The following is a 24452-nucleotide window of genomic DNA, read 5'->3' on the forward strand; positions in this document are numbered from 1 at the left end:
CCGTCGCATTTTCCCTATTTTCACGGTCGAACAGCGTCAGTTGTCGTCGGGCCACTCGTCGACCGGCAGGAGCCTGACGATCGGTTCCGGGGCAGTCCGTCGGATGACGGCGGCGATGTCCCAGAGCCGTTTGCGGAGCAGGACGTAGCCGGCCGAGACGGCGAGGGCGGCCACTGCCACCGCCCGGGTCGTCCTCGACCCGAGCGCGAGCATCGGGAGGCTGGCGACGGTCGCGACGGCGAGGTCCTCGGGTGCGCCGTCGTAGCGGATCACACGGCGGGCGCGCAGCCAGCGGCCCCGGACGTGGTCGAAGACGGCCTCGTCGGACTCGCGCCGCCACGGACGAGGTTCGGTGCTGCCGCCGAGGATGTCGGTCGTGGCGTGGACGCCGAAGCCGACGGCGAACGCGGCGAGTGTGATCGTCGTCGGCGAGGGGACGGCGGCCGCCGCGGCGACGACGGCGGCGGCACCGACCGGGGCGAGAACGGGGAAGTGGAAGGTTCGGCGGTGCTCGAAGACCATATCGAGGTCCGGCAGGAAACCACCGAGAAAGCCAGCGGCCACCGCGGCCGGGGCTACCTCGGGGGCGAAGAACACGGTCACGCTCGCGAGGGCGGCCCCGAGGAACCCGTGAGTGGTCGCCATCATCGCGTGTTCGAGAACGTAGTGGGCGAATCGAAAAGTCGTTTACGCCGGATATCCGCCCGACAGGACGATGATCCGGACGATCTTAGGCGCTACTGGTCGTGTTCGCGCCGGCGAAGATATCCATCGACGCCTCGACGAGAGCGATAACGGCCACCGCGAACGTCGAGAGGAGTCGTTCGACGAGCGAGAGGAACACGCGGTAGGTGCGGGCCACGCGCCGGCCGAGGCGGTAGGCCTGCCAGAGTCCGCGCAACAGGGTGGCCCGCTCCGGGTCGTCGATCTGATCGAGCATGCGCGAGACGCGGCCCGCGGGCGCGGTAGTCATCGTACGTGCATTTTCCGCCAACCGGCGTCTTACACGTTTCGGCTCCCGACAACACTTCGAGATCGCGACCCGGCGGCCGCTACCCGGCGTTTATGTCCCGTGCCCACGAATGTCGGGACATGCCCGGCATCAACTACGAGGACTTCCTCGACCTCGGCTACGAACCCCGCGATTCGGATCTGATCTGTACCTTCGCCGTCGAACCCGCGAGCGACATGGACATGGACGACGCGGCCGGCCGCGTCGCCTCCGAGAGTTCCAACGGCACGTGGGCCGAACTCCAGGTCGAGGGGTCGATCACCGACCTCTCGGCGACGGCCTGTGCTATCGACGATAATCGGGTCACGGTGGCCTACCCCGACGCGCTGTTCGAGGATGGCAACATGGCCCAGGTCCTCTCGTGTATCGCCGGCAACATCATGGGCATGAAAGCCGTCGAGCGCATCCGCCTGCTGGACTGTGACTGGCCCGAACCGCTGGCCACCTCCTTCCCCGGACCGCAGTTCGGAACCGGCGTCCGCGAGGAGATCTTCGATGCGGGCGACCGCCCGATCACGGCGACGGTGCCCAAACCGAAGGTCGGACTGTCGACCGATCAGCACGCACAGATCGGCTACGAGGCCTGGACCGGCGGGCTCGACCTGCTCAAGGACGACGAGAACCTCACGAGTCAGGATTTCAACCCCTTCGGGGACCGGCTCACGGAGTCGCTCGCCCAGCGCGACCGCGCCGAGGACGAAACCGGCGAGCGGAAGTCCTACCTCGTGAACGTCACGGCCGACACCCGGCGGATGCTCGAACGGGTCGACATGGTGGCCGAACACGGCGGCGAGTACGTCATGGTCGACGTGGTGACCTGTGGCTGGGCGGCCGTCCAGCGGGTTCGCGAGCGCTGCGAGGAGCACGGCCTCGCCATCCACGCCCACCGCGCGATGCACGCCGCCTTCGACCGGATTCCCGACCACGGGGTATCGATGCGCGTCATCGCACAGGTCGCCCGGCTCTGCGGTGCCGACCAGTTGCACACCGGTACCGCCGACCTGGGGAAACTCGAAAACGAGGACACCACGGGGATCAACGAGTGGCTCTATTCCGATCTGTACGGCCTGCACGACGTCCTCCCGGTCGCGTCGGGCGGCCTCCACCCCGGGCTCGTTCCGGAACTGATCGACCGGGTGGGAACCAACGTCTGCGTGCAGGCCGGCGGCGGCGTCCACGGCCACCCCGACGGCACCCACGCTGGCGCGAAAGCGCTCCGGGCGGCGGTCGACGCCGCCGCTTCCGGCGAGAACATCGAGTCGAAGGCCGAGGACGTGCCGGAACTCGCGACTGCCATCGAGATGTGGGGAACCGAGACGCCGCGGTGAGTCAGTCGTCGAGTAGGCTTGCTACCCGGTCCCGTGACAGTGGGGCGTGCGGTCCGCGCTCGGCCGCGGCCAGGGCACCACAGGCGTTGCCGACGGCCAGACAGCGGTCGAAGTCCGGCTCTGCCCCGCCGTCGAGCCAGGTAGAGAGGAAGCCGGCGGCGAAGGCGTCGCCAGCACCGGTCGTATCGACGACCTCGATCGAGAACCCGTGGTGGCTGGCATAGTGCCCGCAGGGCGTCAGCACTTCTGCGCCTCCAGATCCGTGTTTGAGTACGACGGTTTTCTCCAGGTCGTCGGCCGGGCCGAAGTGATCCTCGATGGCCGTCGCCGCCTCGCGTTCGTTGACGAACACCAGATCGGCGCGGGCGAGCGGGGCCGCGAAGTCCCGGGCGTCGATCCGTCGTCCCGGGTCGAAACTCACCCGGAGGCCGTGGTCGTGGGCGCGGTCGGCCAGCGCGGCGGCGGTCTCGGGGTCCTGACTCGTCAGGTGGAGGTGGTCGGCGGCCGCGATGTCCGCTTCGTCAAGATCGTCGGCCGCGAACGCCTCGTTTCCCCCGTCGTTGCCGAGGATCGCCACCTCACCGTCGGGGTCGACGACCAGGTACTTGACCGCGGTCTCGCCGTCCGTGACCACGAGCGGATCGCAGTCGACCCCGGCCGATTCGAGATTCCGGACCGCGCGGGTGCCGTGTTCGTCGTCGCCGACGCTGCCGAGGATCGCTGCCTCGTCCCCGAGCGCAGTCAGTCCGGTCGCGACGTTGCAGGCGCTCCCGCCACAGGCGTGGGTCTGGCCGGTGATCGTCGCCTCGCCGTCGGCGACGGGCAGTCGGTCGACCGAGAGGGTCACGTCCCAGTTGACGTGCCCGGCACAGATCACGCGCGCCACGGTTCACCTCTCACGCCGGCCCCTCCCACGGTCGCGCGGAGGCCTCGCCGAACAACTCTCGCATCAGCGTGACGATACTCTCGGGCGGGAACTGGCCGCGCTCGGTGACGATGGCGTCCATGTAGCGGGGCGGCGTCACGTCGAAGGCCGGGTTCTCGACGGTGATCTCGCCGATATCCGCGCGGGTCTCGTCGTCGATCACTTCCGCTTCGTCGCGCATCTCGATCTCGACGGTGTGGCCCGTCAGCGTGCCCGGGTGGAGCTTGATCGTCTGGGCCGCGGTCATGATCGGGACGCCGCGCTCGCGGGCCGACACCGCGAGCCCACTGGTGCCGATCTTGTTGATGACCGAGCCGTCGGCGGCGACGGCGTCGGCTCCCACGAGCACGTGATCGACCTCGTCGAGGTACCGGCGGGCGGCGCCGTCGACGATCAGCGTCACCGGTACGTCCCACTCCCGAAGTTGCTCGGCGGTGATGTGCCCCTGATTTCGCGGTCGCGTCTCCTTGACGACCGCCGATAGCTCCTTGCCCTGCTCGAGCGCGGCCTCGATACAGGCCAGCGCGTCCGTCGAGTGGCAGTGGGTCATCACCGTATCCCCGTCGCGCAGGCGGTTGGCCCCGATTTCGCCGAGGTCGTCCTGAGCGCGTTCGAGTTGGGACTGAAACCGCTCGGCGGCGTCGACGGCGGACTGCCGGAGCGACTCGACGGTCGTCCCGTCCATGCTCTGGAAGACGAAGCGCAGGGCGTTGGGCAAGGAGACGGCGGTGGGGCGGGTGTCGTAGAGAACGCCTGCGGCCGCGTGCATGTCAGCGCGGAATCGGTCGGGGGAGTCGGCGTCGCTCGCTTTGGCCTGCGTGGCCAGCGCGCCAGCCGCGGCGCGGGCGATGGTCGCCGCCCCACGAATCTCCATGTCGGCGATGTCGGCGGCGACGGCTTCGACCGCCGGGGCAACCTCTCCGTCCATGACACGGAACTACGAGGGCGGCAGTAAAAAGTGACCGGGCGCAGGGCCCCCGTTTCAGTAATCTCACTCCATGTAGCCCAACTGCTGGAGGCGTTCGGTGACCTCGGCGTCGTCGCGGCTGTCGTCCTCATCGGCGAGCGTGATCGGCTCCCTGCGCTCCCAGTCGCGGTCGTCGGCGAAGATGTCCAGCACCTCGCCGGTCATATCCTCGGGCACGTCACAGCCGCTGGCGACCAGCACTGTGGGTGCGATGTCGAGGATGCTGATGTCGTCCATCTCGCCCGCCTCCTCGAAGTCCGGCCCCGACGCGACGAAGATGCCGTTGGGGGTGTTCTCGGCAGCCCAGCGGTCCGGGCCGGTCTGGATCACGCCGCCACCGACGCCGTCGTTGACGTGAACGCCCGGGCGCTGGTCGACGACAATTTCTGGCGCTTCGTCGACGTATGGCCCCTCGTAGACCTCCTCGCCGCGGTAGACGTCGGTGAAGATCCGACCGTGTTCGTCCTCGACGGTGGCGAGGTCGGCCATCAGTTCTTCCCGGACCGACTCGGTATCGAAGTCGGGGTTGAGGTAGATCGGTCCCTGCGCGCTGGCGACGGCCTTCGTCTCGTCGAGTTCGATAGCCTCCAGCTTCCGGGAGCGTTTCAGCCCTGCGCTCTGGGGCACCAGCTCCTGGATCCGTTCGGGGACGACCTTCGCGAGGAAGTCGACGGCGCCGACGCGTTTGGCGGCCGAGAGGACGGTCTCTCGGTCGATGCCGACCCGCTTGAGGAGGCCGTCGACGGTCTGGGTGCGGGTCTGGTAGTCGTTCTCGGCCAGCCACTCGTTGACGTAGAACTCCGTCTGGGTGGCCGCCGAGCCGTGGTCGGACATAATGACGAGGTTGGTATCCTCCAGATCGTCCAGTCGGCCGAGCCACTCGTCGACGAGTTCCCAGGCGCGCTTGCTGGGCTCTTCGTCCCAGAAGAAGTGGTGGATGACGTTCAGATAGAAGAGCGTCACGTGCATGAAGTCGAGCTCTTCTTCCTGAAACAGCGAGAGAGCGACCTCGAAGCGCTTGTCCAGTAGCTCGAGGATGGCGTCGACTTCCGCGCCGCGTTCCTCGTTCGACGAGAGGAGGGGGTCGGGGTGAACCCGATAGTCGAACCGATCTTCGAGGTCGGCGGCCAGCGACTCGGGAGTGGTGTAGCCCGAGTCGATCGAGCGGTACTCACCCTCGACGGCGTCGGGGCCGCCGGCGACGACGGGGCCGTCGATCTCGCGGGGTGGATACATCGTCGGCATGTTGACGACGCCCGTGCTCTGACCGTCGTCGTTGAGGTAGTCCCAGAGTTCGGCGGTGTCGTAGTCGCCGCCGTTGACGACCTCGATGACCCCCTCGTCGAGGTCGACCCGCTCGAACCAGAAGACGCCGAATCCGCCGGGGTCCTTCCCCGAGGAGTAGCACTTCCAGTTGGGGAAGGTGACGGGCGGCAGGCAACTCCGGTGCTCGGCCCAGGCCGATTCCTCGCGGAGGGCGGCGAGGTTCGGGAGGTCGCCGGCCTCGATCCAGGGGTCGAGCAACCGCCAGCTCGCCCCGTCGAGGCCCACGACGAACGTCCGTGTCATGCCCGAGTCGACGACACGGACGCAACTATGTCTTTCCGTCCGCGGCTGGCAACCCGAGACGGCCGAGATCACCCCGCAACCGCCACAACGACAGCTTGAAGTGAGCCGACCCGGGCCACTTCACCAGTGCCTTCCGTCGCCCGTCCCGCCGGTACGCGCGGCCGCCCCTCCCCCTCACCAGCGAGCGGTTCGTCCATGCAGTCCAAGCTTCGGCCGTCGGAGGTGGGCCGATGAGCGACCGCGCCGTCCTCTCGATCGACTTCGAGCTGTTCTCCCAGACGCCGGCCTACCGATCCGCGGCCGGCGAGACCGACGAGACTGGCGTCGGGCTGGAGGGTGGCGAGTTCCTCCGGGAGACGCTGGCCGCCCACGACGCGACGGCGACCTGTTTCGTCGTCTCCGAGGTGGCCGAGGAGTTTCCCGACGCCGTGACCGCGCTGGCCGACACCGGCTTCGAGATCGGGTCGCACACGCACACGCACCGCCATCTCTCCGAACTGTCGCCGGCCGACTGCCGCGAGGAGATCGGCCGCTCGAAGGAGATACTGGAACGAACCACCGCCGAGCCGGTGACGGGGTTTCGCGCACCCTCGTTCGACATCGGCCCGAACCAGTTCGAAGCGCTGGGTGAGGCCGGCTACCGGTACGACTCGAGCATCGTTTCGAGTCGGGCGATTCCGGGCTGGTACGGCGGCGAGTTCGACCTTCACCGGCCCGCACCCGCCACCGAAGTCGACCCTGACGCTCCCGAGGAACTCGCGGAGTTGCCCGTGAGCGTCATGCCGGGCCTGCGCCTCCCGCTGACGGGGACCTGGATCCGGTTTTTCGGCCCGCGCTACACGATCCTCGGGATGAAACTGCTCGCCCGCAGAGGAATTACGCCGGTACTGTACGTCCACCCGTGGGAACTGGTCGACCTCCCGGCCGTCGAGGGCGTTCCGAGTCGCGTCTACTACCACACCGGCGAGTGGATGCGGCGGGCGGTCGAACGCATTCTCGAACAGCCCTTCGAGTTCGTGACTGCCCGATCGGTCGTCGCCGACGCCATCGCGACCGATCCGGTCGATCCGGCCGAGACAGCACGTGGAGCCGGTGGGGCCGAGAGCTGGCCGGAGGGACGGTAGCGTGTCCGGGCGCACCCGTCGCGGGATCGCGGTCACGATCCTGCAGTACGCGGTCGGGCTGGCGGCGCTCGCGTGGCTACTCACGCAGATCGACATCGCGAACGTCCTGAATCTGCTCGGGAACCTGGACGCGGCGACGATTCTGGCCGTGCTGGCCGTGAGCGTCGCCGGCCTGCTGGCGCGGTTTTACACCTGGTACGTCGTGAGCCGACCGTTCGGGGCGGTTCGCTACCGCGAGGCCGCCAGCGCCGATCTGATCGTGAAGTTCGTCAACCAGTTGCTCCCCTCCCGGCTCTCCGGGCGGGTCGCAGCGCCCTTCGTCATCCGGAGCCAGACCGGGATCGGCTACGCCGACGCGACGGCCGTGGCGGGCGTCCACACCGGAATTTACGCTGTGTACTACGGTCTCGTCGCACTGGTCGGCGTGGGCTTCGTCTTCGGACGGCTCCCCTGGGGCCTGCTCGCGCTGGTCGGGATGTCGACCGCCCTCTACGTCGCCGCCGGCGGGTTCGTGTTGCTCGCCGGGATGAACCTCGAATTCCTGGATCGGCTCATCGAGGGGTTCGCCGGCCTCGTCGCTCGCGTTCCCCGGGTCGGCGGTCGGATAGCCGAACGTCTGCACAACATCACGGAGTACACGACCGAATCGACCGACTCGTTCCGGCGGCTGACGACCGATCCGCGGGTCTGGCTCCAGTACGGCGTAGGCTGGCTCGGTGCACTGGTGCTCGCGCCCGGCCTGCGCGTCCTGCTCCTGCTGTGGGGCTTCGGGTCGGGCTTCGAGCCCGCCGTCTTGCTCCCGCTCGTTCTCGTGGCGGCCTACAGCGTCACGCTGCTCCCGCTCACGCCGGGTGGGGTCGGGGTCACGGAGGCGACCGCGACGGCCGTGTTCGTCGCGCTGGGTGTCCCCGGCGACGTGATCGTCACCGTCGTCCTGATCGACCGCTTCCTCGGCACCTACCTCCCCGCCGTCGCGGGCTGGTACCCCTCGCTGAAAGTCGACGTATCGTCGCTCGCCCCGGACCAGGAAGCCTAGCAGTGGGTCCCCTCTGCATCACCTCTTCGGCGTAGCGCGATACAGGTACAGAGAAACCAGCACGAGCACGAGTTCCGCGGCCTTCGCGGCGATCGAGAGGGGATTGACGGGGCCGCTCATCACGACGTAGGCGACCACCGTCACCAGCGCGTAGACGGCCGCGACGAGGTAGAGTTCGCGTCGCCAGTAGCGGCTCACGAACAGGACGAGGCCGCCGAGGAATCCGAGGCCGTTCAGCGCGAACAGGAGCGCGGTCGTCGGATCGAACCCGACCACCTGCGGCGCGAGAACGAGGTGGATCACCCCCGTCAGGAGCGCCGCGAACACGGCGACGTACGCGACGGGGTTCGACGGTAGTTCGAACAGGGGTTGCGCGCCTTCGGTCGCGGACGACGGAGCGGACATACGCGGAACGCACCACGAACGGACGGAAAAGTTCGATTTCCGGGTGCCGGCTGATCGGTAGCGGGATCGGGTAGATCGATTGCCCGAACCGTACCGCACTTCTAGAACGGGGGGAATCGACCGTAGCCACAGGCGCTGTCCCGCTGGAGGATCACCGTGTACTGGTTCTCCGCGAGTTCCTGCTCGTCGGCGTACTGGTCGGTCTGGGGAACCAGCCCGACGTGGAACAGGTCGGTCAGCGACCCCGGCGTCGGTCGGTCGGGGACGAAGTTCGGCGGTCGCGGCCCGAACTCCGCGACGATCCGGTAGCTGTACTCGCCAGAGAGGAGTTCTCGGAAGTACTGCTGTTGTTCCTTCCCGTTGCGGTAGTACGTCCCGTTTTTCAGGTAGAGCAGGTCCCGGTACCCGAGCTGGATGTACTCGGGGCAGTCGTCGATGGCGGCCTCCTCGGCGTCGCTTTCGGGCCCGAACAGGTGGTTGATCCGCATGTCGTGGGGGATGGCGGCGTCGTGGAAGTCCCGGCGGTACACCTCCATCGTCGCGTTCTCGTCGGCGTTCTCCTGGAGCCAATCGGTCGCCTCGTCGCGAGGCATCGAGGCGTAGCCGCCGACGCCGACCCCCGCGTAGATCCCCGTCGTCACCAGCATGAGGGCGATCACGACCGTCCCGACGGAGCGATCCCACTCGCGCAACCGGATCAGCGACAGCGCGAGCAGGAGCGCGATCAGCGGGAAGGTCGGCAGCAGGTGGTGAACCCGGAAGTCGTGCCAGCGCGAGAACAACAGGAGGTAGGTCACGAGCGGGAGGACCGTCAGCGCGTAGGCGGGCGTGTACGTCGCCCGGTCGCGCACGGCGGCGAGACTGGCGACGACGCCGGCCAGCGCCGCGACGAACAGCGGCAGGCCGAGTGCGCTGAAGTACCCGCGGAGGAACCACCACCAGACCGGTGCGGTCGGGCCGGTGACGCGGGTCCCGCGTTCCATCGACTGGCCGAACAGTCGCTCGAAGACGGGTTCGAAGCTCCCGACGAGGAAGGTCGGGTAGCCGGCCAGAATCGCGACCAGTCCGAGGAGCGCGCCGCCGACGACCAGTCGCGGCCGGAACAGCGCCCGTAACGTCGGCCCGTCGGTCCCCCAGGCCCGCAGGACGAACCCGACGCCGATCAGCGGGACGATGGGGGCGGCGGTCAGTTTGAACGCGATGGCGATCCCGCCAGCCGCACTGGCCGCGAAGAAGGCGGTTCCGTCGCCGGCCCGGACGTATCGGACGAGCAGGACGAGTGCGAGCAGGAGGAAAAAGAGTGCGGGCATGTCCTCCCCGCCCTCGTGGGCGATCGTGAGGAAGCCGAAGGTGAGCGTCAGGACGAGGGCCGCCAGCCGACCGGTCGCACGGTCCCGGAGTTCGGTGCCGAGCCGGTAGGTCAGATAGACCGCGCCGACGGCGAACGCCACGTTGAACAGCCGAACGAAGACGAGACTCCACGTCCAGATCCACTCCGGCGTCCCGTGCCAGACCGGGTAGTAGCCGAACTCCGGATCGGGGGGAAATCCAAGCCCGGTGAACGCGTTCAGATCGCCGGTCAGCACCGAGACGAGCAGGACGGGCAACAGCGCCAGCCCGAACAGGTAGAGTGTGGGGCCGAACGGGACGCGGCTCCACTCGACGCTGCGCTGGAGCGTCTCGATGCTCGGATCGGCGAGCATCCGGCCCATGGGGACCATCGCGTCCAGCAGGCGGCTCTTCTCGTCTCTGGTGGCGAAGTTGGGGATACGGTGCCAGAACCAGAAGCTACAGAGCACACCGGCGAGCAAGACGATGTAGGGCAGGTACGGATCCGCGCGGAGATCGTCTTCGACCTGCGCACGGACACGGGCGAGGAGGGCTCGCAGTGCCATACCGGACCCAATCCGCGACTGGGGTAAAAACTGACCGGAGTCGCTCGCTCGTCGTCAGTCGCTCGTCGGCGCGGCCAGGCCCACGTCGATCTCGCCGGCGTCGAGTTCTTCCTCGACCTCGCGGGCGGCCTGGACCATGTTCTCCATCTTGCCGTAGGCGACCTCGCGGGGCAGGAGCTTCAGCCCGCAGTCGGGCGAGACCGTCAACTGCTCGGGCGGGACGATCTCGAACCCTTTCTTGATGTTCTCCTTGATCTCCTCGACGGGTTCGACCTCGGCGACGTGGACGTCCACGACGCCCAGCGCGAGGTCTTTCGTGAACTCGTGCTCGGTGAACACGTCGAGTTGCTCGTAGTTGCCGTTACAGAGTTCCAGATCGTACTCGTCGACGGGATAGTCGAGCATCTCGGGGTAGATGCGCGAGTAGTCGCCGTAACAGACGTGGAGGCCGACGCGCACGTCCTCGGGGATGTCCTCGACGATCCGGTCGAGACAGTTCCCGACGATGGCGTGGTCGTCGGGCGTCGTCGCCAGCGCCGGCTCGTCGATCTGGATGTACTTCGCGCCGGCGTCCACGAGGCGTTCGATCTCCTCGTTGACGAGGTCGGCCAGGTCGTAGGCCAGCGCCTCGTCGTCGTCGTAGACCTCGTTGAACGACCAGCTGGCGAGGGTGTAGGGGCCGGTGATCGGGACCTTGACCGGGCGCTCGGAGACGGAGTCGGTGAACTCGAACTCGTCGACGAGCCACTCCTGGCCGTACTCGACGTTCTCGACGACGGAGGGTTTATCGAAGTAGTTGTGACCCCAGACCTTCACGCGGCCGTTGAACTCGTAGCCCTCGATCAGGTGGGCGAAGTACTCGACCATCTCGTTCCGGCGCATCTCGCCGTCGACGACGGCGTCCATCCCGGTGCGCTCGTGTTCCTTCGTGATGAGGCGGGCGGCGTCGTCGGTGGCCTCTTCCCAGTCGTCCTCGTCGAAACTCGCGTCCTCGTCTTCGAGGAGTTCGCGGGCGCGGTCGAGCCACTTGGGTTTCTTGTAACTGCCGACGACCGTCGTCAGCAGGAAGTGGTCGTTCGGGTGGTTCTCGGGACGGAACTGCTCGCGGTTGTCGGTCATGCGGAGATCACCTCTTCGTTCACGGCGGCCAGCGCATCGAGTTTCGCCTCGTACTTGTTGACCGGCAGATAGAACGTCTCGGTGTTGATCGTCGCGTAGATCGTCTCGAAGTCCGTGCTGGGCGTGTTGTCCTCGACCCACTCGATACGCTCGGCGATGGTCTCGGGCTCTTCGACCAGCGTGTTCTGGCCGTCGACGAGGCCGAGCGCGATGTCGTCTTTGGTGCCGTACTCGCTGATGTTGTAGAGGTTGTCCTCGTGGTCGGCCACGAAGTCGAAGCCGACGGCGTCCACGTCGGCGTCCATCAGGTGGGCGTAGACTTTCTCGTCCAGCGCGCCCCAGTAGGTGTGGGCGACCACGTCTGCGTCGGCGGCGTCGGCGACCGCGTCGATGGCCTCGCTGGCACGTTCGTCCTCGCCGTCAGCGGGCGGGTTCTCGACCAGCGAGGGTTCGAGCAGGAACAGCGTCTCCACGTCGGGGAACTCGGCGATCTCGTCGGCCAGGAAGTCGGCGACCGCGTCGAGGAACGCGGCGTCGTCGCCGTAGTGTTCGTCGGTCGCGAGGTCGGCGAGCGAGTACGGACCTGGGAGGACCGCCTGCAGGCCGGAGTCGACCTGTTCGCTCGCGGCGTCGAGTTCGGCGGCCACGTCGCCGGTCGCGGCGAGGTCCTCGGTGACGACCGGCTCCCGGTAGAAGTTGTTGTTGTCGTAGTACCGGACGATCCCGCGCGTCTCGACGGCGTCGGCGACCGCGAGCGGGTGAGCGATCATGTCGTCCCAGCGGCCCTGACCCTCGACGATCCGGTCGAGGCCGGCCGACTGCTGATGCTCGACGTACTCACTCCGGACGCGGTCGTACGCGTCCGTGATCTCGTCGCCCTCCGTCCCGTCGATCAGATCGGCCTTCTGATGGCCCTTCAGATCGGATAACTCGTCTTTCGCCCAGTCGGGCAAGGGGTACAACCCCGGCGTCGTCGTAACTACCTCTGACATTGCACCCTCCTACGAAATGACGGCCTTTAATATTTGCTAATCCATTTGATGCATGTGAGTTATCTTACACGGTCGCGGTGAGCCCGGACGAATAGCGTCGCGCCCACACGGCGCTGATGGAGGGGTCGGGTCTCCCATCCAGTTATCACATCCACCGTTCCAATCCGAGTCGGTAATTTTCTCTAGGAAGTGTATGAAATAATCTTCGTTGAGACAGCGGTACGTGTCTCTTCGCCTACTATAACTCACAGGTTCCAGTAGGGGGTAGTGGCATGAAACGAGTTGCCACGAAAGTGATCCTCGCCGTCCTGGCGGGAGTGTTCGGGGTTGGAACAGCAGCGGCACAGTCAGGGGGAGACACCAGCAAGTTCGATCAGATCCTCGGGGAGCTCGTCGGACTGTCGGTGGAGTATTTGCCGGCGGAAGTGAACCAGGCACTCCTCGACCTGCTAACGTCACTCGGTCTCGTGTAGATCGTGGTGACGGCGTTCCGGATTCACGGAACGCGGACGCCTCCTTTTTGACCGTCCGAACTCGCCCAGTGGTCAGCCGTCGGTCGAGGGTCGAAGCCCCAGTACGAGCAGACGCTCGAAGGCGTGTTTCTCGCTCGCCACTTCGGTGGCGTCGAACCCCCGGGTGTCGGCGTAGTCGATGACCGCGTCGTCACCGGTTAACGTCGACACCAGCAACAACACCTCGCCGCCGGGCGCGAGGACCCGACCCACGTCGTCGAGGAACGGTTCGATCACCGCGCGACCGTCCTCGCCGCCCGAGAGTGCGTACTCCATCCAGTCGTCGCGTTCGTCCTCGGGGGGTGTCGGCAGGTACGGCGGGTTGAACAGTACGAAGTCGAAGACTCCCTCGTGGAACGGGGCGGTCAGGTTCGCCTGCACGACCGGGACGCCGTTCTCGCGGGCCTCGCGGCAGGCCAGCGGGTTGATGTCGGCACCGACCACGTCGGCCCCGGCGTCGGCGGCGACGCTCGCGACGTAGCCGCTCCCGGTGCCCACGTCGAGCACGAGGTCGCCGTCCCCGACGCGGTCGGCTGCCGTCTCGGCCAGCAGCCGGGAGTCCTCGGCGGGTTGATACACCTGATCGAGGTCCCGGCGTTCGGCGAGGTCCGTCATGGGTCCTCTGTCTCCGGCGCGGACTCGCCGTCGGTGTCGGCAGGAGTGTCACGGTCACCAGCAGACTCGCCTTCAGCCCCGTTCTCGGCCGTTCGATCCCCGTTCGACGTGTCGCCGGTGGCCACCTCGACGCCGTTGCCCGCGAGCCGGAGGCCGCCGGCTTCCTCGCGGCCGAGCAGTTCCCGCTGGGGGAACGGAATCTTGATGCCGTCCTCGGCGAAGGCCCCCTTGATGGCGTCGATGACGGCGGTCTGTGTCTCCCACTTCCGGGGCGCGCTCGGATCCGAGATCCAGAACCGACACTCCAGCACGACCGCGGAGTCCCCGAACTGCTTGCCGACGACGACGGGTTCGGGGTGGGAGAGTAGCGGGTCGGCCTCGCAGTCCCGCATGGCCCGTTCCGCGACCTCGGCTGCGCGGGTCACGTCGGCCTCGTAGTCGACCCCAACGTCGACGGAGACCCGGAGCCGACCGGACTTCGAGCGGTTGACGACCTGAGTCGCGGTCACCTCGTCGTTGGGAATCAGGACGTGTTCGTCGTCGTAGGTCCGCAACCGGGTGTTGAACAGAGACACGTCGGTGACGACGCCCTCGCGGTCCTCGACGACGATCCAGTCGCCCACCTCGAACGGACGGGCGAAGATGAGGACGAACCCGGCGAGCACCGCGCCCAGCGTCTGGCGGGCAGCGAGCCCGACGACGAGCCCGATGACACCGGCCCCCACGAGCAGATCGGTCGGGTTGACGCCCGCCAGTGACATGATGAACACCGCCGCGAAGGCGTAGACCGCGAGCTGGATCAGGTGGTGGATTATCTCACTCCGGTGGGCCGTGAGGACGTCACCACCTCGGGTTTCGAGCAACCCCTTGCTGACCCGGGTGATCGTGTACGCGACGATCAGCGTGAGCACGCCGACGAGCGCGAGCACCCCCTGTTCCGGGCCGATCCTGACCGTCTGGAAACTGTCTTCGACGTCGTCGACGGCGTGCCAGATGATCACCAGAAACGCACTCGCCAGCGCGGCCACCAGACTGAACGTGATCGACTGGATCGCCTCCGAGTCGTCGGCCGAGAATCGCGATTCGAGCCACGGCCCCGCTCGCCGTATCGCGACCCCGACGACCGCGAGCGCCAGCAACACGGCGAGACTCGCCAGCAGTCGGCTCGTCCGCGAGGCGAAGGCGCTCTGCATCCCGTCGATCAGCAGGACCGTCACGTCGGATCACCCACCTCCCACGCCAGCCGCGCCAGTTCGGCGAACTCCGCGGGCGTGACTTTGCCTGCCCGCCGACCCATCAGTTCCTCTTCGGCCGCGTCCACGACCGCGTCGGGCTCGTCCAGCCCGGAGATGTGCGCCGTGTTCCGGACCGCGTTACGCATCGTCTTCCGGCGCTGGGTGAACACCGCCGTGACGAAATCGAGGAAGAAGTCGTCGTCCGGAACCGTGTAGTCCGGATCGCGCGGCCGCGCGCGGACGACGGCGCTCTCGACGGCCGGTGGCGGCGAGAACGCCTCCTTCGGGACCGTCTCGACGACCTCCACGTCGGCGTAGTGACCGGCCGTCACCGAGAGCCGGCCGTACTCGTCGGTGGCGGGCTCGGCGGCCATCCGCTCGGCGAACTCCCGCTGGAACATCAGGATTAGCGGGCGGTCGCGAGGGAGCAGCCGGAAGGCGATCTCGCTGGAGACGCCGTAGGGCAGGTTCGAGACCGAGAGGGTGAACTCGGGGAGGGCGACGTCGAGCGCGTCGCCTTCGATCACGGTCAGCCGGTCGGCGTCGATCTCGGCGGCGAACTCCGTCCGGAGGAAGGCGGCCAGGTCGGGGTCGCGTTCGATCACGGTCACCCGGTCGGCGACGGCGAGCAGGCGATCGGTGAGGGCGCCCGTCCCGCCGCCGATCTCGAGGACGTGACTCGTGTCGGCGTCGATCTCGGTGGCGTAGTCCGGGAGTCGGTCGAGAACGCGGTCGTCGACGAGGAAGTGCTGGTCCCGGCCGGGGTCGCCGCGCACGCCGGCACGGGCGAGGAGGGCGTCGGGATCGCGGCTGCCAGTCGTCGGCGCGTCGTCGGCGTGGCCACCAGTCATTGGCGGATCCAGAACCTCGCCGACCAAAAACGTGTCAGTCCTGGTCGTCGGCCCCGACGAACGTCCGGTACTTCAGGTCGTCCTCGCGCATCTCCTCGAGGACGCGTTCGACGAGCACTTCTCTGGGGTTGTGGAGGCCGTTGACGCGCGCCTCCAGATCCTCGAAGTTCTGGAAGGGGCGGCGGTCGCGCTCGTCTAAGATGTTGTTGCGGAGCTTCTTGCCGATCCCCGGCAGCAGGTTCAGCTGGTGGAGCCGCAGCGTGATCGGCTGGGCGTCGTTGTAGAAGTCGACGAACCGCTGTTCGTTGGTGGTGACGATTTCCTCGACGACGTACTCCAGTTCCGAGCGCGCGCCACTGGGCAGATCCTCGTACTCGATGCGGCGAATGCGCTCGACCGGGCTGTCGTCGCCGCGCTCGACGGGGACGCGGTCCCCGATCTGGACGCCGGCGTCGTCGTCGATCCGGAGTTCGAAGAGCTCGAAGTCGGATTCGGTCAGGACGTACGCGAGCGGCGACTTCTCGTACTGTGGGCGGTCGTCCTCCGTACGACCGTGGGGAAGGTAATCGAGGACGACACCCGTCTCGCGCTCGGTGTCGGCGGCCGGGTCGCCGCTCTCGGAATCGCTCATGGGATCCGATACGGCGACGGGATACATAAAAGCCCCAGCCGACGAGCGGTTAGACGTACTTCGCGACGACGTCGAGGATGTCGTCGAGTTCGTCGCCCGAGAGGGAGAATCGCTCCTGGGCGTAGATGGCACGCAACTCGTCGCGGTCCCGTGGCGTCGTGTTGGCGATCTTGTAGGCGGTCGCCTCGTCGACCTTCTCGAGGTCCAGCAGTTCGTCGACGAACTCCTGGGACTCCTCGGGGTCGAGCGTCGCGAACCGGTTGACGTGCTCGATGGCCCGCGCGAGTTCGTAGCGCATCTCCCGATCCTCGTCTTCGGCGCGCTCGAGTTCGAGCGTCTCGAGGATCTCCTTGGTCTCGGCGAGCGTCAGGTACTCCTCGCCGACCTTCTCCTTGAAGATCGTCATTCCTGAGCGGAGATGTGGGCGGGCTTGACGATGATCGTCTTCTCTTTGCCCTGATCCTCGATCAGGACCTTGTAGGCCTCACCCTGCTTGCCGTCGACCGTTCCGGTGTACCCGTTGAATCGCGGGTGGAACCGCCCGTCGTTGACCGAGGGGTCGATCTTGAGGTGGACCTTCTGGCCCTCCTCGAACTCCTGAATCGAGCGCTGGGGCGGCGAAGTCCCCCGATCGCGGGGGTCGTTTTTCAGCTTGTGGCGCGTCTTCTTCAGTGGACCGTGCGAATTGGGCATTCGTGGCTGTCGGTTGTGTGGTCGGGCTTATAAATCGTGCGTTCCGACGCCGTCGGGGCCGCGGCGGCGCCCCGCGCAGCTCACGGGTCGCGACGATCTCACGGACTGCGTCCGTTCGATTCGAGGTCGAGGACCTCGCGCTCCCCGTTCGCCCGTTCGGAGGCCTCCCTGCGGTCGGCCTCCAGTCAATCGTCGGAACTCGCCACGTCCGGGTCGGCGGCGTCGACCGTCACGTCGGTCGCGTCGACGGTGAACTCGTCCATCAGCGAGCGGAGGTCGTCGGCCTGATCGGCGATGGTTCGGGCGGTTCCGGCCACCGACTCCAGCTGATCGGCCTGTGTCGTGGCGGTATCGGCCACCTCGCCGGCGCGGTCGGCGGTTCGTTCGCTGACGTCGGTGGCCTGGTCGGTCATCGTGACGACCTCCTGTGCGGAGGCCGCCTGATCGTCGGTCGCCTCGCTGATCTCACGGACGCCGTCGGTCGTGTGTTCGACCTTGTCCGCGATGTCTTCGAGCGCGTCGAGCGCGCCCTGGGTCGTCTCGACGCCGCTCTCCACGTCGTCCCGCATGCCTTCCATGTCGGCGACCGCCTCGCGGGTCTGGTCGGACAGTTCCGACAGGAGGTGATCGATCTCCTGGGTGGCCTCGCGGGTCTGCTCGGCGAGTTCCTTCACCTCGTCGGCGACGACGGCGAACCCGTCGCCGTCGCCGTCGGCGTGGGCCGCCTCGATGGAGGCGTTCAGCGCCAGCACGTTCGTCTGTTCGGCGATGTCGTCGATCAGATCGACGATCTCGGCCACGCGCTCGACCTCGTCGTCCAGCGCCCGCACGTCCGCGACGGTCTCCTCCGTGGCCGCCTCGATGGCCGTCATCTCCGCGGTGGCCTCGCTGGCCGCCTCGGCCCCCTCCGCGGCCGCGGCCTCCGTCTCGGTCGCGAGTTCGGCCACGGTGTCGGCGGTCGCCGCGACCTCCTCGACAGTCGCGCTGAGGTCGTTCATCTCGTCGGTGACGCTACCGAGTTGCCGGTTCTGGTCGACGGCGTCCTCGGCGATCCCCTGGACGTTCTCGGAGACGGTCCGGCTGCGTTCCCGGGAGGACTCCGTGGCCTCGACGGCGCGGGTCGTCGACTCGGCGACCTCGTCGGCGAAGGCCCGGACGCGAGCGACCGTCGTCTCCAGTTCGCTCATCGTCTCGTTGAACGCCCGGGCGATCTCGGCCATCGCCGAACTCTCCTCGTCGGGATCGAGCCGGCGGGTGAGGTCCCCGTCGGCACAGGCCCGGATCACCGAACCGTACTCGTCGGCGGTCGCCTCCAGGTGTTCGGTGAACTCCTCGGCCTCCCGGCGGGCCGCTTCGGCCTCCTCGCGTGCGGCCTCGGCGTCGGCGCGCGCTTCCTCGCGGGCGGTTTCGATCTCGTCGATCCGGGCGGCGAGCGAGTCGCGCATGCTCGCGAACGATTCGAACAGCGTCCCGATCTCGTCGTTCCGGTTCGTCTCCATCGATACGTCGAGGTCGCCGTTCTCGATCGCGTTCGCCCGGTCGACGAGCCGGTTGATCGACGTCGCGGTCGGGCGGACGATCAGCAGGCCGAGCAAGAGCAGGCTCGCGGCGACCATCCCGAAGATGAGCACGAGATACTGGAGCGAGTCCCAGCCGACAGCGTAGGCGGACTGGGGTGCCCGCAGCAACACGATCAGCTCGGTCCCCGGCACCTGCGTGTAGCTCAACACCGTCCCGTTAGCCTCGAAGATCTCCCCTTCGGCGACCGTCTCCGTGAGAATCCGTTCCTCACCGACATCGGTGTAGAGGGACGTCCCGGACTGGTTGCTATCGTACAGTATGAAGCCGTTGCCGTCCATCACGACCGCGGACGAGCCGTTGACCTGCGTCTGGAAGTCGAAGGAATCACTCACTGCGACTTCGACCGCGACCGACCGGTTCTCGTCCGGAACCGGACTGACGAACGCGACGTAGCGCTGCCCGTCGACGAGATACGACTGGGACAGGTACACGTCGTCCGTACCGGCGAGACCGTAGCTCTGTCTGGTGATCCAGGGGATGCGCCTGCTCGCCGTCTCGATGTCGGCTGTACTCCCGACGACCGATCCCCGGGTGAGGTCGACGTAGTGGACCGCGCTCACTTCGTCGGCTAATCCCGTCTCGGTGTCGTTGAGCGCGCGCTGTAGCGCCGGGCCGGGGTCGGCCGCGAGCGCACGGGAGGTCGACACAGTGCGGGCCGTCGTCCGGTACTGAGTCAACCAGCCCTCGACTTCACCGCTGTTCCGGTCGGTATCCGTTTCGAGTCGATCGTACACCGTCTGGCGTTCGGTGTCGCCGAGCACGCCGACGACGCCGATCAGCGCCACCGCCAGCAACAGGAGAATCACCGTGACTGTGAAGACGAACTGCCGGATGTACGTCCGGCGGACGCTGTTCGGCAGGAACCGCGCGAGTCCCAGATCCATACCTCGCCGCTCCTCCAGCGACTATCATAAGGATTCGTCCCCCATTATTCGGCCTGATAATCTACGTAGTGAGGCGTGCATCCGACTTCAGGGACCGATACTCCCTCGGAGGTACACGAGAACAGTATCGATGCCGAGAACGGCACGGTGGAGACGTAGCTACCGAGGTATAGCGGCGGTTCCGGGCCGGGGCAACGAAAGCGGCAGTGGCAGTTAGAGGCGGCCGACCGAGTCGACTTCGATCGACTCGACGCCTTCGACGTCGGCGAAGGACTCCTCGACGGCGTCGGTGCCGCCGGAGTCGTCGGGGACGACGACGGTCGGGAACAGCGCGACGAGGCCGAAAGCCACGTCGTCACGCTCGAATCCGTTGATCTTGGCTCCCTCCGGGAGGGACTGTTCGAGACGCTCCTGGAGGGCGTCCAGGTCGACGTCCGGGCTCTGCGGCATTACCTTGATCTTGGCTGCGACTTTTCCCATGGTAGTAGATTGCGGCAGGGGGTTGATTGCCGTTGCGATTCAGGGTCCGGTGAACCCGCAGTCCGGGCACTTATAGAGGTTGCTCTGCTTGCGGCACTTGGCACACCGGTAGATCTGGTGGCCGCAGTCGGGGCACTTGAACGCGGCCGCGTTCGTCCCCGAGATGTTGATCCCGCAGGAGATACACTTCTGTTTCCGCTTTTGCTGAGTGTCGCTCATACCTACGGCGAGGACAGCCCGACATATAACCCTTAACAAAAGGCGCGGGTGGGGACCGTGGCCGATCCGGACGGCGGAACTCGCCGATCACGACCCCGGCAGGATATCGCCCAGCGCCGCGCCGATGACCATCGGGACGAACGCGACGACGCAGGTACAGAACGCCAGCCACGGGTCCGCCCAGTCCACGCGGCCCCAGGCGGTACTCATCACCAGCGACAGGACGAGCGCGACCCCCACGACGCCCAGCAGCCGTCGCGGGATGAACCCCAGGATCGGCCTGTAGATCCGAACGTCCTGGAACTCCGCGACGTAGAGGATGCCCACAGTGGTCGCGACGGCGAAGGCGAGCGTGCCGACGAGATAGAGGGGATGGGTGGCGACGAACGCGCCGACCTCCTGGGTGCCGCCCTCGACCATCATCGGGATGCCGAAGAGGAGCGCGCCGAGCATCGCCTCCATGAGGTCCGCGCGGTCGAAGCCGACGATGGTCCGCCCGAACACGGCGGGCTCTTCGACCTCGGTCGCGGTCTCGATGATGTCCCGGATCCGCTCGCGGCGGGCCTGATCGGTCAGAGACTCCTCGTACTCGCCGAGTTCGTCGAGCAGGTCGCCCAACGTCGGCGGCTCCTCGTCCCCATCACCCTCCCGATCGCTTCGGGATCGGCGACGCTCGTCGGCGTCGAACTCGTCGAGGTCCTCGCCAGCGCGGTCGGCCATCGCCTCAGATTACGTCCTCTATGTCGTAGTCCTCGTCGTCGGCCACGTCCTTGGGCTCGCCGCCCTCCCAGACGTAGAAGCCGCGGCCGACCTTCTTCCCTGTCTCACCGTTCTCGACCTTCTCGCGCAGGACCTCGGGCGGCTCGAACCGGTCGCCCAGCTCCTCGTGGAGGTACTCACAGATGTCGAGGCGCACGTCCAGTCCCACGCGGTCGGTGAGTTCGAGGGGGCCGACGGGGTGGTTGTACCCCAGTTCCATCGCGGCGTCGATGTCCTCGACGCTGGCGACGCCGTTCTCGACCATCCGCATGGCCTCGACGCCCAGCGCGACGCCCAGTCGCGAGGAGGCGAAGCCGGGCGTGTCGGTGACGACGACTGGTTCCTTGCCGAGACCGTCGACGAACTCCTCGGCGCGCTCGGCGGTCTCCTCGTCGGTCTGGTCGGCCAGCACGACTTCCACCAGATCCATCTTGTGTGGCGGGTTGAAGAAGTGCAGGCCCACCGCGCGCTCGGGGTGTTTCAGCGCCGCCGCGATGGACGAGACGGCCATCGAGGAGGTGTTCGTCGCGATGATCGTGTCCTCGGCGACGTGGTCCTCGGTGTCGGCGAAGGTCTCGCGTTTGAGGTCCAGATCCTCGGGGACGGCCTCGATGACGAGGTCGGCCCCCGACAGCGCGGATTCGAGGTCGGTCGTCCCGTCGAGGTCCTCGACCGCCTGCTCCTTCTCGGATTCGGTGAGGTAGCCGCGCTCGACGCCCCCGCTGAGGCGGTTGGTGATCGTGTCGATAGCGTCCATCACGATGTTCGGGTCGATGTCGCGGACGCTCACGTCGTGGCCGGCCGCCGCACAGACGTGGGCGATGCCGGCACCCATCGTCCCTGCGCCGAGAACTGTGACTCGCATGCTACAGACCGCGAGTGCGAGGGGTTAAACGTTTACGAGAGTTTCCCCACTGGCTACTCCGTCGTCCGGGCCTTCCGGCCGTACCGGATCACGCCCTCCTGCTCGTAGATCCGCCGGATGACAGTGGTCACCGCGTCGCCAACTGCCGGCGAGGTCTCGGCCCCGACGACCTGGAGGGGCATGCTGACCGATTCGCCGTCGGCCGTGAACGAGGCGATGGCGACGCCGTACTCGCCGCTTTTCTGCTGCTGGACCGCGAACTCCGGCGGCTCCCCGCCCCGCGAGACCGCGGTGACGGCCTCGACTTCGCCGGTCGACGGCAGTTCGACCGGTTCGAACTCGACCAGTTCCCGGCAGTCGGGACAGGCACCCTCCGGCGGGAACGCCAGCGACCCGCACTCGGGACACCGGCCCGCCACGAGGCGGTGGCGCTGGGGGATCGATCGCTTCCACGTCGGAACGGAGACGTACGCCGCGCCGCCCGACGGTTCGCCGCTGGTCACGTCGCCCCGCCGGCGCAGGTACTCGGCGTAGCTGAGGTCCGTATTGCCGTCGAGGGCAAGTTCCGCGGGCACGTCGTCGTCGGCCTCGACGACGAACGCGTCCGCGCCGCCGCCGCTGCCGTAACCCGCGCCCAGCACCGTCTCGTGGCCGTCGGCGAGGGCCCGCGCGAGCGACAGCGGCACACTCGCGGCGGCCGTGTCGCCGAGGTCCTGCACCGTCGCGCAGGTGTGGATCGTCTCGTTGTCGAGTCCCATCGAGCCGGCGGCGCGGTAGGGCAGGCCTCCGTCGGGGGCCTGGACCGCTGCGGCGTCGGGGTCCTCGGGCGCGTCCACGGCGTCGACCGCGGCCGCGAGCGTCTCGCGGAAGGCCTCGCGGTCGTAGCTGGTCACCTCGATGCCCTCTACGTCGTCGCTCCCGGCCCGCCGGAACCGCGTCCCTGGGTAGGGTTCGGCGTGTTCCGCGCGGTCGGTGATCGGCGCGGGGGCGTCCGGGCCGACGAGGACCGCTGCCGCGCCCGCGCCGGCGGCGTGTTCGCGCTCGTCGCTCGGTTCGCCACGCGGGCAGTCCGCGGCGACCACGAGTGCGAGTCCGTCGGTCTCGGCCTCCAGCGCGGCGAACAGCGCGCGCGTGCCGGCTCGCGTGCTCCCGGTGAACGTCTGGCGGGTGGCGTCGTCGTCGACGCCGAGGAACGAGCCGAGTCGAACGGTCGGGTCTTCCTCAGCCATCGGCGGGGTAGTCGTGGCGAACCCGACCCAGTCCACGTCGGCGGCGTCGGCGTCGCCTGCTTCGAGGGCGCGACGGGCGGCCTCCCAGCCCATCGTGAGCGCGTCCTCGTCGGCCTCGGGGACCGCCTTCTCCTCGATGCCCGACGCCTCGAAGCTCCCCCACGCGTCGGCGAACTCCTCGGCCGACACCCGGAGCCGGGGCGCGTAGGCACCGACGGCGTGGATGCCGTCGTGGGCACCGTCCGTCATGCCGCATCACCCCCGAGACCCTTCTCGAACAGATGGACAACGGCAGCACCGCCCGAGCCGCCGACGTTGTGGGTCAGCCCGACCTGCGGGTCGTCGAGCTGGCGTTCGCCGGCGTCGCCGGAGAGTTGCTTGAACGCCTCGACGACCTGTCCAGCTCCGGTCGCGCCGATGGGGTGGCCCTTCGACTTCAGGCCGCCGGAGGTGTTGACGGGCATCTCGCCGTCGCGTTTCGTCTTCCCGCTGGCGACGAACTCACCGGCTTCCTCGGGTTCGCAGAGCCCGAGGTCGGAGTAAGCCATCAGTTCCGCGATGGCGAAGCAGTCGTGGACCTCGGCGAAGTCCAGGTCGTCGGGGCCGTAGCCGGCCATCTCGTAGGCGCGGTCGGCGGCGTACTGCGACGCGGGGACTTCGGTGTAGGTGTCGCGCTGGAACAGGCCCACGCGGTCGCTGCCGGCACCGACGCCGGCCACGCGGATCGGGTCGTCCGTGTAGTTCTCGACCACGTCCTCGCTGGCCAGCAGGACGGCGGCCGCGCCGTCGGTCGTCGGACAGCAGTGATAGAGGTTGAGGGGGTCGGCGACCGTCGGCGCGTCCATGGCGTCCTCCAGCGAACACTCGAACCCGAGCTGTGCGTGGGGGTTCTTCGCGCCGTTCTCGTGGTTCTTGACGGCGACGTGGGAGAGTTCTTCGCGGGTCGTGCCGTACTCCTGCATGTGCCGGCTGGCCATCTGGGCGTAGACACCGGCGAAGGTAGTACCCGAGAGGCGTTCCCACTCGGTTTCGCCGGAGACGCCGAGCCAGTAGCGCACGGCGTCGCCGGACACGTCGGTCATGATCTCGACGCCGCTCGCCAGCACCACGTCGGCCATCCCGCTGCGGATGGCCTGCACGCCCTGCCGGACGGAGTAGCCGGAGGCCGCACAGGCGTTCTCGACGCGGGTGACGGGGATGCCGTGGAGGCCGACGTGTTCGGTGACGGCGGGGCCGGACAGGCCGAGTTGCCGACCGCCGACGCCGAGGGTGCCGACGACCGCTTCGTCCACGTCCTCGGTCTCGATACCGTCCGGGACGCTGTCGCAGGCGTTCTCGAACGCCGTGGCGAACAGCGACCGGTAGCTCTCGCCCGGGAACGAGCCGTAGTCGGACTGACCCGCCCCGATGAGGTAGGCGTCGCGCATACCTGTCCTGCTAACCGGCAGGCTATAAACTTGTCACTACGGAACGTTCGTTTGTAGAGAATTCGACACACAATCGGGTCTGGACCGGACGTTCTCGCA

The 24452-nt window shown here is 67.6% G+C and carries 26 protein-coding genes; 4 read left to right on the forward strand and 22 right to left on the reverse strand.

Annotation, left to right across the window (positions count from 1 at the left end; translation table 11 throughout):
- Positions 1–36 precede the first annotated feature (36 nt).
- Together BV210_RS01285 and BV210_RS01290 are read right to left on the reverse strand one after the other, a co-directional pair.
- Complete coding sequence (locus tag BV210_RS01285) at positions 37–648, reverse strand: hypothetical protein (protein WP_077204894.1); 612 nt, start codon at positions 646–648, stop codon at positions 37–39.
- An 82-nt stretch (positions 649–730) separates the two neighbouring features.
- A complete protein-coding gene (locus BV210_RS01290; RefSeq protein WP_157525748.1) occupies positions 731–973 on the reverse strand; it encodes a hypothetical protein in 243 nt (80 codons plus the stop codon).
- 119 nt (positions 974–1092) lie between these two features.
- Between BV210_RS01290 and rbcL the strand changes: the two genes are divergently transcribed.
- Positions 1093–2340, forward strand: coding sequence for a type III ribulose-bisphosphate carboxylase (gene rbcL, locus BV210_RS01295; protein ID WP_077204896.1), 1248 nt, complete (start codon positions 1093–1095; stop codon positions 2338–2340).
- Between the two features lies 1 nt (position 2341).
- Here the strand turns inward: rbcL and BV210_RS01300 are convergent, their stop codons facing one another.
- From BV210_RS01300 to BV210_RS01310, 3 genes are all read right to left on the reverse strand, one after another.
- Entirely contained in the window at positions 2342–3226 is an 885-nt protein-coding gene (locus tag BV210_RS01300) for a carbohydrate kinase family protein (RefSeq protein ID WP_077204897.1), read from the reverse strand.
- Between the two features lie 10 nt (positions 3227–3236).
- Positions 3237–4193 carry a ribose 1,5-bisphosphate isomerase gene (locus BV210_RS01305; protein WP_077204898.1) on the reverse strand — a complete coding sequence of 319 codons (957 nt, stop codon included), beginning with the start codon at positions 4191–4193 and terminating at the stop codon, positions 3237–3239.
- A gap of 63 nt (positions 4194–4256) precedes the next feature.
- Entirely contained in the window at positions 4257–5801 is a 1545-nt protein-coding gene (locus BV210_RS01310; protein WP_077204899.1) for an alkaline phosphatase family protein, read from the reverse strand.
- A gap of 230 nt (positions 5802–6031) precedes the next feature.
- On the opposite strand from BV210_RS01310, the gene BV210_RS01315 reads away from it, so the two are divergent.
- Positions 6032–6925 (forward strand): polysaccharide deacetylase family protein, encoded by an 894-nt coding sequence (locus BV210_RS01315; protein ID WP_077204900.1) that lies wholly within the window; start codon positions 6032–6034, stop codon positions 6923–6925.
- A 1-nt stretch (position 6926) separates the two neighbouring features.
- Complete coding sequence (locus BV210_RS01320; RefSeq protein WP_077204901.1) at positions 6927–7961, forward strand: lysylphosphatidylglycerol synthase transmembrane domain-containing protein; 1035 nt, start codon at positions 6927–6929, stop codon at positions 7959–7961.
- A gap of 18 nt (positions 7962–7979) precedes the next feature.
- On the opposite strand, the gene BV210_RS01325 is transcribed toward BV210_RS01320, so the two are convergent.
- From BV210_RS01325 to BV210_RS01340, 4 genes are all read right to left on the reverse strand, one after another.
- Positions 7980–8366, reverse strand: a complete 387-nt coding sequence (locus BV210_RS01325; protein WP_077204902.1) for a hypothetical protein — start codon at positions 8364–8366, stop codon at positions 7980–7982.
- A 101-nt stretch (positions 8367–8467) separates the two neighbouring features.
- Positions 8468–10261: a glycosyltransferase family 39 protein gene (locus BV210_RS01330; protein WP_077204903.1), complete on the reverse strand. Its 1794-nt coding sequence runs from the start codon at positions 10259–10261 to the stop codon at positions 8468–8470.
- A 54-nt stretch (positions 10262–10315) separates the two neighbouring features.
- A complete protein-coding gene (locus tag BV210_RS01335; RefSeq protein WP_077204904.1) occupies positions 10316–11380 on the reverse strand; it encodes a methionine synthase in 1065 nt (354 codons plus the stop codon).
- Positions 11377–12372: a 5-methyltetrahydropteroyltriglutamate--homocysteine methyltransferase gene (locus tag BV210_RS01340; RefSeq protein ID WP_077204905.1), complete on the reverse strand. Its 996-nt coding sequence runs from the start codon at positions 12370–12372 to the stop codon at positions 11377–11379. The genes BV210_RS01335 and BV210_RS01340 overlap by 4 nt, the downstream gene beginning before the upstream one ends.
- Before the next feature lie 272 nt (positions 12373–12644).
- On the opposite strand from BV210_RS01340, the gene BV210_RS01345 reads away from it, so the two are divergent.
- Positions 12645–12845 carry a hypothetical protein gene (locus BV210_RS01345; protein WP_077204906.1) on the forward strand — a complete coding sequence of 67 codons (201 nt, stop codon included), beginning with the start codon at positions 12645–12647 and terminating at the stop codon, positions 12843–12845.
- A 72-nt stretch (positions 12846–12917) separates the two neighbouring features.
- On the opposite strand, the gene BV210_RS01350 is transcribed toward BV210_RS01345, so the two are convergent.
- From BV210_RS01350 to BV210_RS01410, 13 genes are all read right to left on the reverse strand, one after another.
- Entirely contained in the window at positions 12918–13499 is a 582-nt protein-coding gene (locus BV210_RS01350) for a HemK2/MTQ2 family protein methyltransferase (RefSeq protein WP_077204907.1), read from the reverse strand.
- Positions 13496–14716 (reverse strand): mechanosensitive ion channel family protein, encoded by a 1221-nt coding sequence (locus BV210_RS01355; protein ID WP_077204908.1) that lies wholly within the window; start codon positions 14714–14716, stop codon positions 13496–13498. Before BV210_RS01355 ends, BV210_RS01350 begins: the two co-directional genes overlap by 4 nt.
- A complete protein-coding gene (locus tag BV210_RS01360) occupies positions 14713–15585 on the reverse strand; it encodes a 16S ribosomal RNA methyltransferase A (protein ID WP_077204909.1) in 873 nt (290 codons plus the stop codon). The genes BV210_RS01355 and BV210_RS01360 overlap by 4 nt, the downstream gene beginning before the upstream one ends.
- 34 nt (positions 15586–15619) lie before the next feature.
- A complete protein-coding gene (locus BV210_RS01365) occupies positions 15620–16216 on the reverse strand; it encodes a DUF655 domain-containing protein (protein ID WP_077207926.1) in 597 nt (198 codons plus the stop codon).
- Positions 16217–16265: 49 nt separating this feature from the next.
- Positions 16266–16622: an RNA polymerase Rpb4 family protein gene (locus tag BV210_RS01370; protein WP_077204910.1), complete on the reverse strand. Its 357-nt coding sequence runs from the start codon at positions 16620–16622 to the stop codon at positions 16266–16268.
- Positions 16619–16909 carry a 50S ribosomal protein L21e gene (locus BV210_RS01375; protein ID WP_077204911.1) on the reverse strand — a complete coding sequence of 97 codons (291 nt, stop codon included), beginning with the start codon at positions 16907–16909 and terminating at the stop codon, positions 16619–16621. The genes BV210_RS01370 and BV210_RS01375 overlap by 4 nt, the downstream gene beginning before the upstream one ends.
- 185 nt (positions 16910–17094) lie before the next feature.
- Positions 17095–19374: a methyl-accepting chemotaxis protein gene (locus tag BV210_RS01380; protein WP_077204912.1), complete on the reverse strand. Its 2280-nt coding sequence runs from the start codon at positions 19372–19374 to the stop codon at positions 17095–17097.
- A gap of 213 nt (positions 19375–19587) precedes the next feature.
- Complete coding sequence (locus tag BV210_RS01385) at positions 19588–19854, reverse strand: elongation factor 1-beta (protein WP_077204913.1); 267 nt, start codon at positions 19852–19854, stop codon at positions 19588–19590.
- Positions 19855–19893: 39 nt separating this feature from the next.
- The gene (locus BV210_RS01390; protein ID WP_077204914.1) at positions 19894–20073 is read right to left on the reverse strand and encodes an HVO_2753 family zinc finger protein; all 180 of its coding nucleotides are present in this window, start codon (positions 20071–20073) and stop codon (positions 19894–19896) included.
- A gap of 87 nt (positions 20074–20160) precedes the next feature.
- A complete protein-coding gene (locus tag BV210_RS01395; protein WP_253741581.1) occupies positions 20161–20793 on the reverse strand; it encodes a DUF2391 domain-containing protein in 633 nt (210 codons plus the stop codon).
- A 4-nt stretch (positions 20794–20797) separates the two neighbouring features.
- Complete coding sequence (locus tag BV210_RS01400) at positions 20798–21697, reverse strand: 3-hydroxyacyl-CoA dehydrogenase family protein (protein WP_077204915.1); 900 nt, start codon at positions 21695–21697, stop codon at positions 20798–20800.
- Between the two features lie 53 nt (positions 21698–21750).
- The gene (locus BV210_RS01405) at positions 21751–23175 is read right to left on the reverse strand and encodes a zinc ribbon domain-containing protein (protein ID WP_077204916.1); all 1425 of its coding nucleotides are present in this window, start codon (positions 23173–23175) and stop codon (positions 21751–21753) included.
- On the reverse strand, positions 23172–24353 hold the full coding sequence (locus BV210_RS01410) for a thiolase domain-containing protein (RefSeq protein WP_077204917.1): 1182 nt from the start codon (positions 24351–24353) through the stop codon (positions 23172–23174). The genes BV210_RS01405 and BV210_RS01410 overlap by 4 nt, the downstream gene beginning before the upstream one ends.
- Between the last annotated feature and the right edge of the window lie 99 nt (positions 24354–24452).

Origin of the sequence: Halorientalis sp. IM1011, assembly GCF_001989615.1 — an archaeon.
Taxonomy (GTDB): Archaea; Halobacteriota; Halobacteria; order Halobacteriales; family Haloarculaceae; genus Halorientalis.

What these genes read in the sequence shown, in the direction of transcription:
- BV210_RS01285 (WP_077204894.1), bottom strand. Translation starts at nt 648, where the DNA reads ATGATGGCGACCACTCACGGGTTCCTCGGGGCCGCCCTCGCGAGCGTG.
- BV210_RS01290 (WP_157525748.1), bottom strand. Translation starts at nt 973, where the DNA reads ATGACTACCGCGCCCGCGGGCCGCGTCTCGCGCATGCTCGATCAGATC.
- rbcL (WP_077204896.1), top strand. Translation starts at nt 1,093, where the DNA reads ATGCCCGGCATCAACTACGAGGACTTCCTCGACCTCGGCTACGAACCC.
- BV210_RS01305 (WP_077204898.1), bottom strand. Translation starts at nt 4,193, where the DNA reads ATGGACGGAGAGGTTGCCCCGGCGGTCGAAGCCGTCGCCGCCGACATC.
- BV210_RS01310 (WP_077204899.1), bottom strand. Translation starts at nt 5,801, where the DNA reads ATGACACGGACGTTCGTCGTGGGCCTCGACGGGGCGAGCTGGCGGTTG.
- BV210_RS01315 (WP_077204900.1), top strand. Translation starts at nt 6,032, where the DNA reads ATGAGCGACCGCGCCGTCCTCTCGATCGACTTCGAGCTGTTCTCCCAG.
- BV210_RS01325 (WP_077204902.1), bottom strand. Translation starts at nt 8,366, where the DNA reads ATGTCCGCTCCGTCGTCCGCGACCGAAGGCGCGCAACCCCTGTTCGAA.
- BV210_RS01330 (WP_077204903.1), bottom strand. Translation starts at nt 10,261, where the DNA reads ATGGCACTGCGAGCCCTCCTCGCCCGTGTCCGTGCGCAGGTCGAAGAC.
- BV210_RS01335 (WP_077204904.1), bottom strand. Translation starts at nt 11,380, where the DNA reads ATGACCGACAACCGCGAGCAGTTCCGTCCCGAGAACCACCCGAACGAC.
- BV210_RS01340 (WP_077204905.1), bottom strand. Translation starts at nt 12,372, where the DNA reads ATGTCAGAGGTAGTTACGACGACGCCGGGGTTGTACCCCTTGCCCGAC.
- BV210_RS01345 (WP_077204906.1), top strand. Translation starts at nt 12,645, where the DNA reads ATGAAACGAGTTGCCACGAAAGTGATCCTCGCCGTCCTGGCGGGAGTG.
- BV210_RS01350 (WP_077204907.1), bottom strand. Translation starts at nt 13,499, where the DNA reads ATGACGGACCTCGCCGAACGCCGGGACCTCGATCAGGTGTATCAACCC.
- BV210_RS01360 (WP_077204909.1), bottom strand. Translation starts at nt 15,585, where the DNA reads ATGACTGGTGGCCACGCCGACGACGCGCCGACGACTGGCAGCCGCGAT.
- BV210_RS01365 (WP_077207926.1), bottom strand. Translation starts at nt 16,216, where the DNA reads ATGAGCGATTCCGAGAGCGGCGACCCGGCCGCCGACACCGAGCGCGAG.
- BV210_RS01370 (WP_077204910.1), bottom strand. Translation starts at nt 16,622, where the DNA reads ATGACGATCTTCAAGGAGAAGGTCGGCGAGGAGTACCTGACGCTCGCC.
- BV210_RS01375 (WP_077204911.1), bottom strand. Translation starts at nt 16,909, where the DNA reads ATGCCCAATTCGCACGGTCCACTGAAGAAGACGCGCCACAAGCTGAAA.
- BV210_RS01380 (WP_077204912.1), bottom strand. Translation starts at nt 19,374, where the DNA reads ATGGATCTGGGACTCGCGCGGTTCCTGCCGAACAGCGTCCGCCGGACG.
- BV210_RS01385 (WP_077204913.1), bottom strand. Translation starts at nt 19,854, where the DNA reads ATGGGAAAAGTCGCAGCCAAGATCAAGGTAATGCCGCAGAGCCCGGAC.
- BV210_RS01390 (WP_077204914.1), bottom strand. Translation starts at nt 20,073, where the DNA reads ATGAGCGACACTCAGCAAAAGCGGAAACAGAAGTGTATCTCCTGCGGG.
- BV210_RS01395 (WP_253741581.1), bottom strand. Translation starts at nt 20,793, where the DNA reads ATGGCCGACCGCGCTGGCGAGGACCTCGACGAGTTCGACGCCGACGAG.
- BV210_RS01400 (WP_077204915.1), bottom strand. Translation starts at nt 21,697, where the DNA reads ATGCGAGTCACAGTTCTCGGCGCAGGGACGATGGGTGCCGGCATCGCC.
- BV210_RS01405 (WP_077204916.1), bottom strand. Translation starts at nt 23,175, where the DNA reads ATGACGGACGGTGCCCACGACGGCATCCACGCCGTCGGTGCCTACGCG.
- BV210_RS01410 (WP_077204917.1), bottom strand. Translation starts at nt 24,353, where the DNA reads ATGCGCGACGCCTACCTCATCGGGGCGGGTCAGTCCGACTACGGCTCG.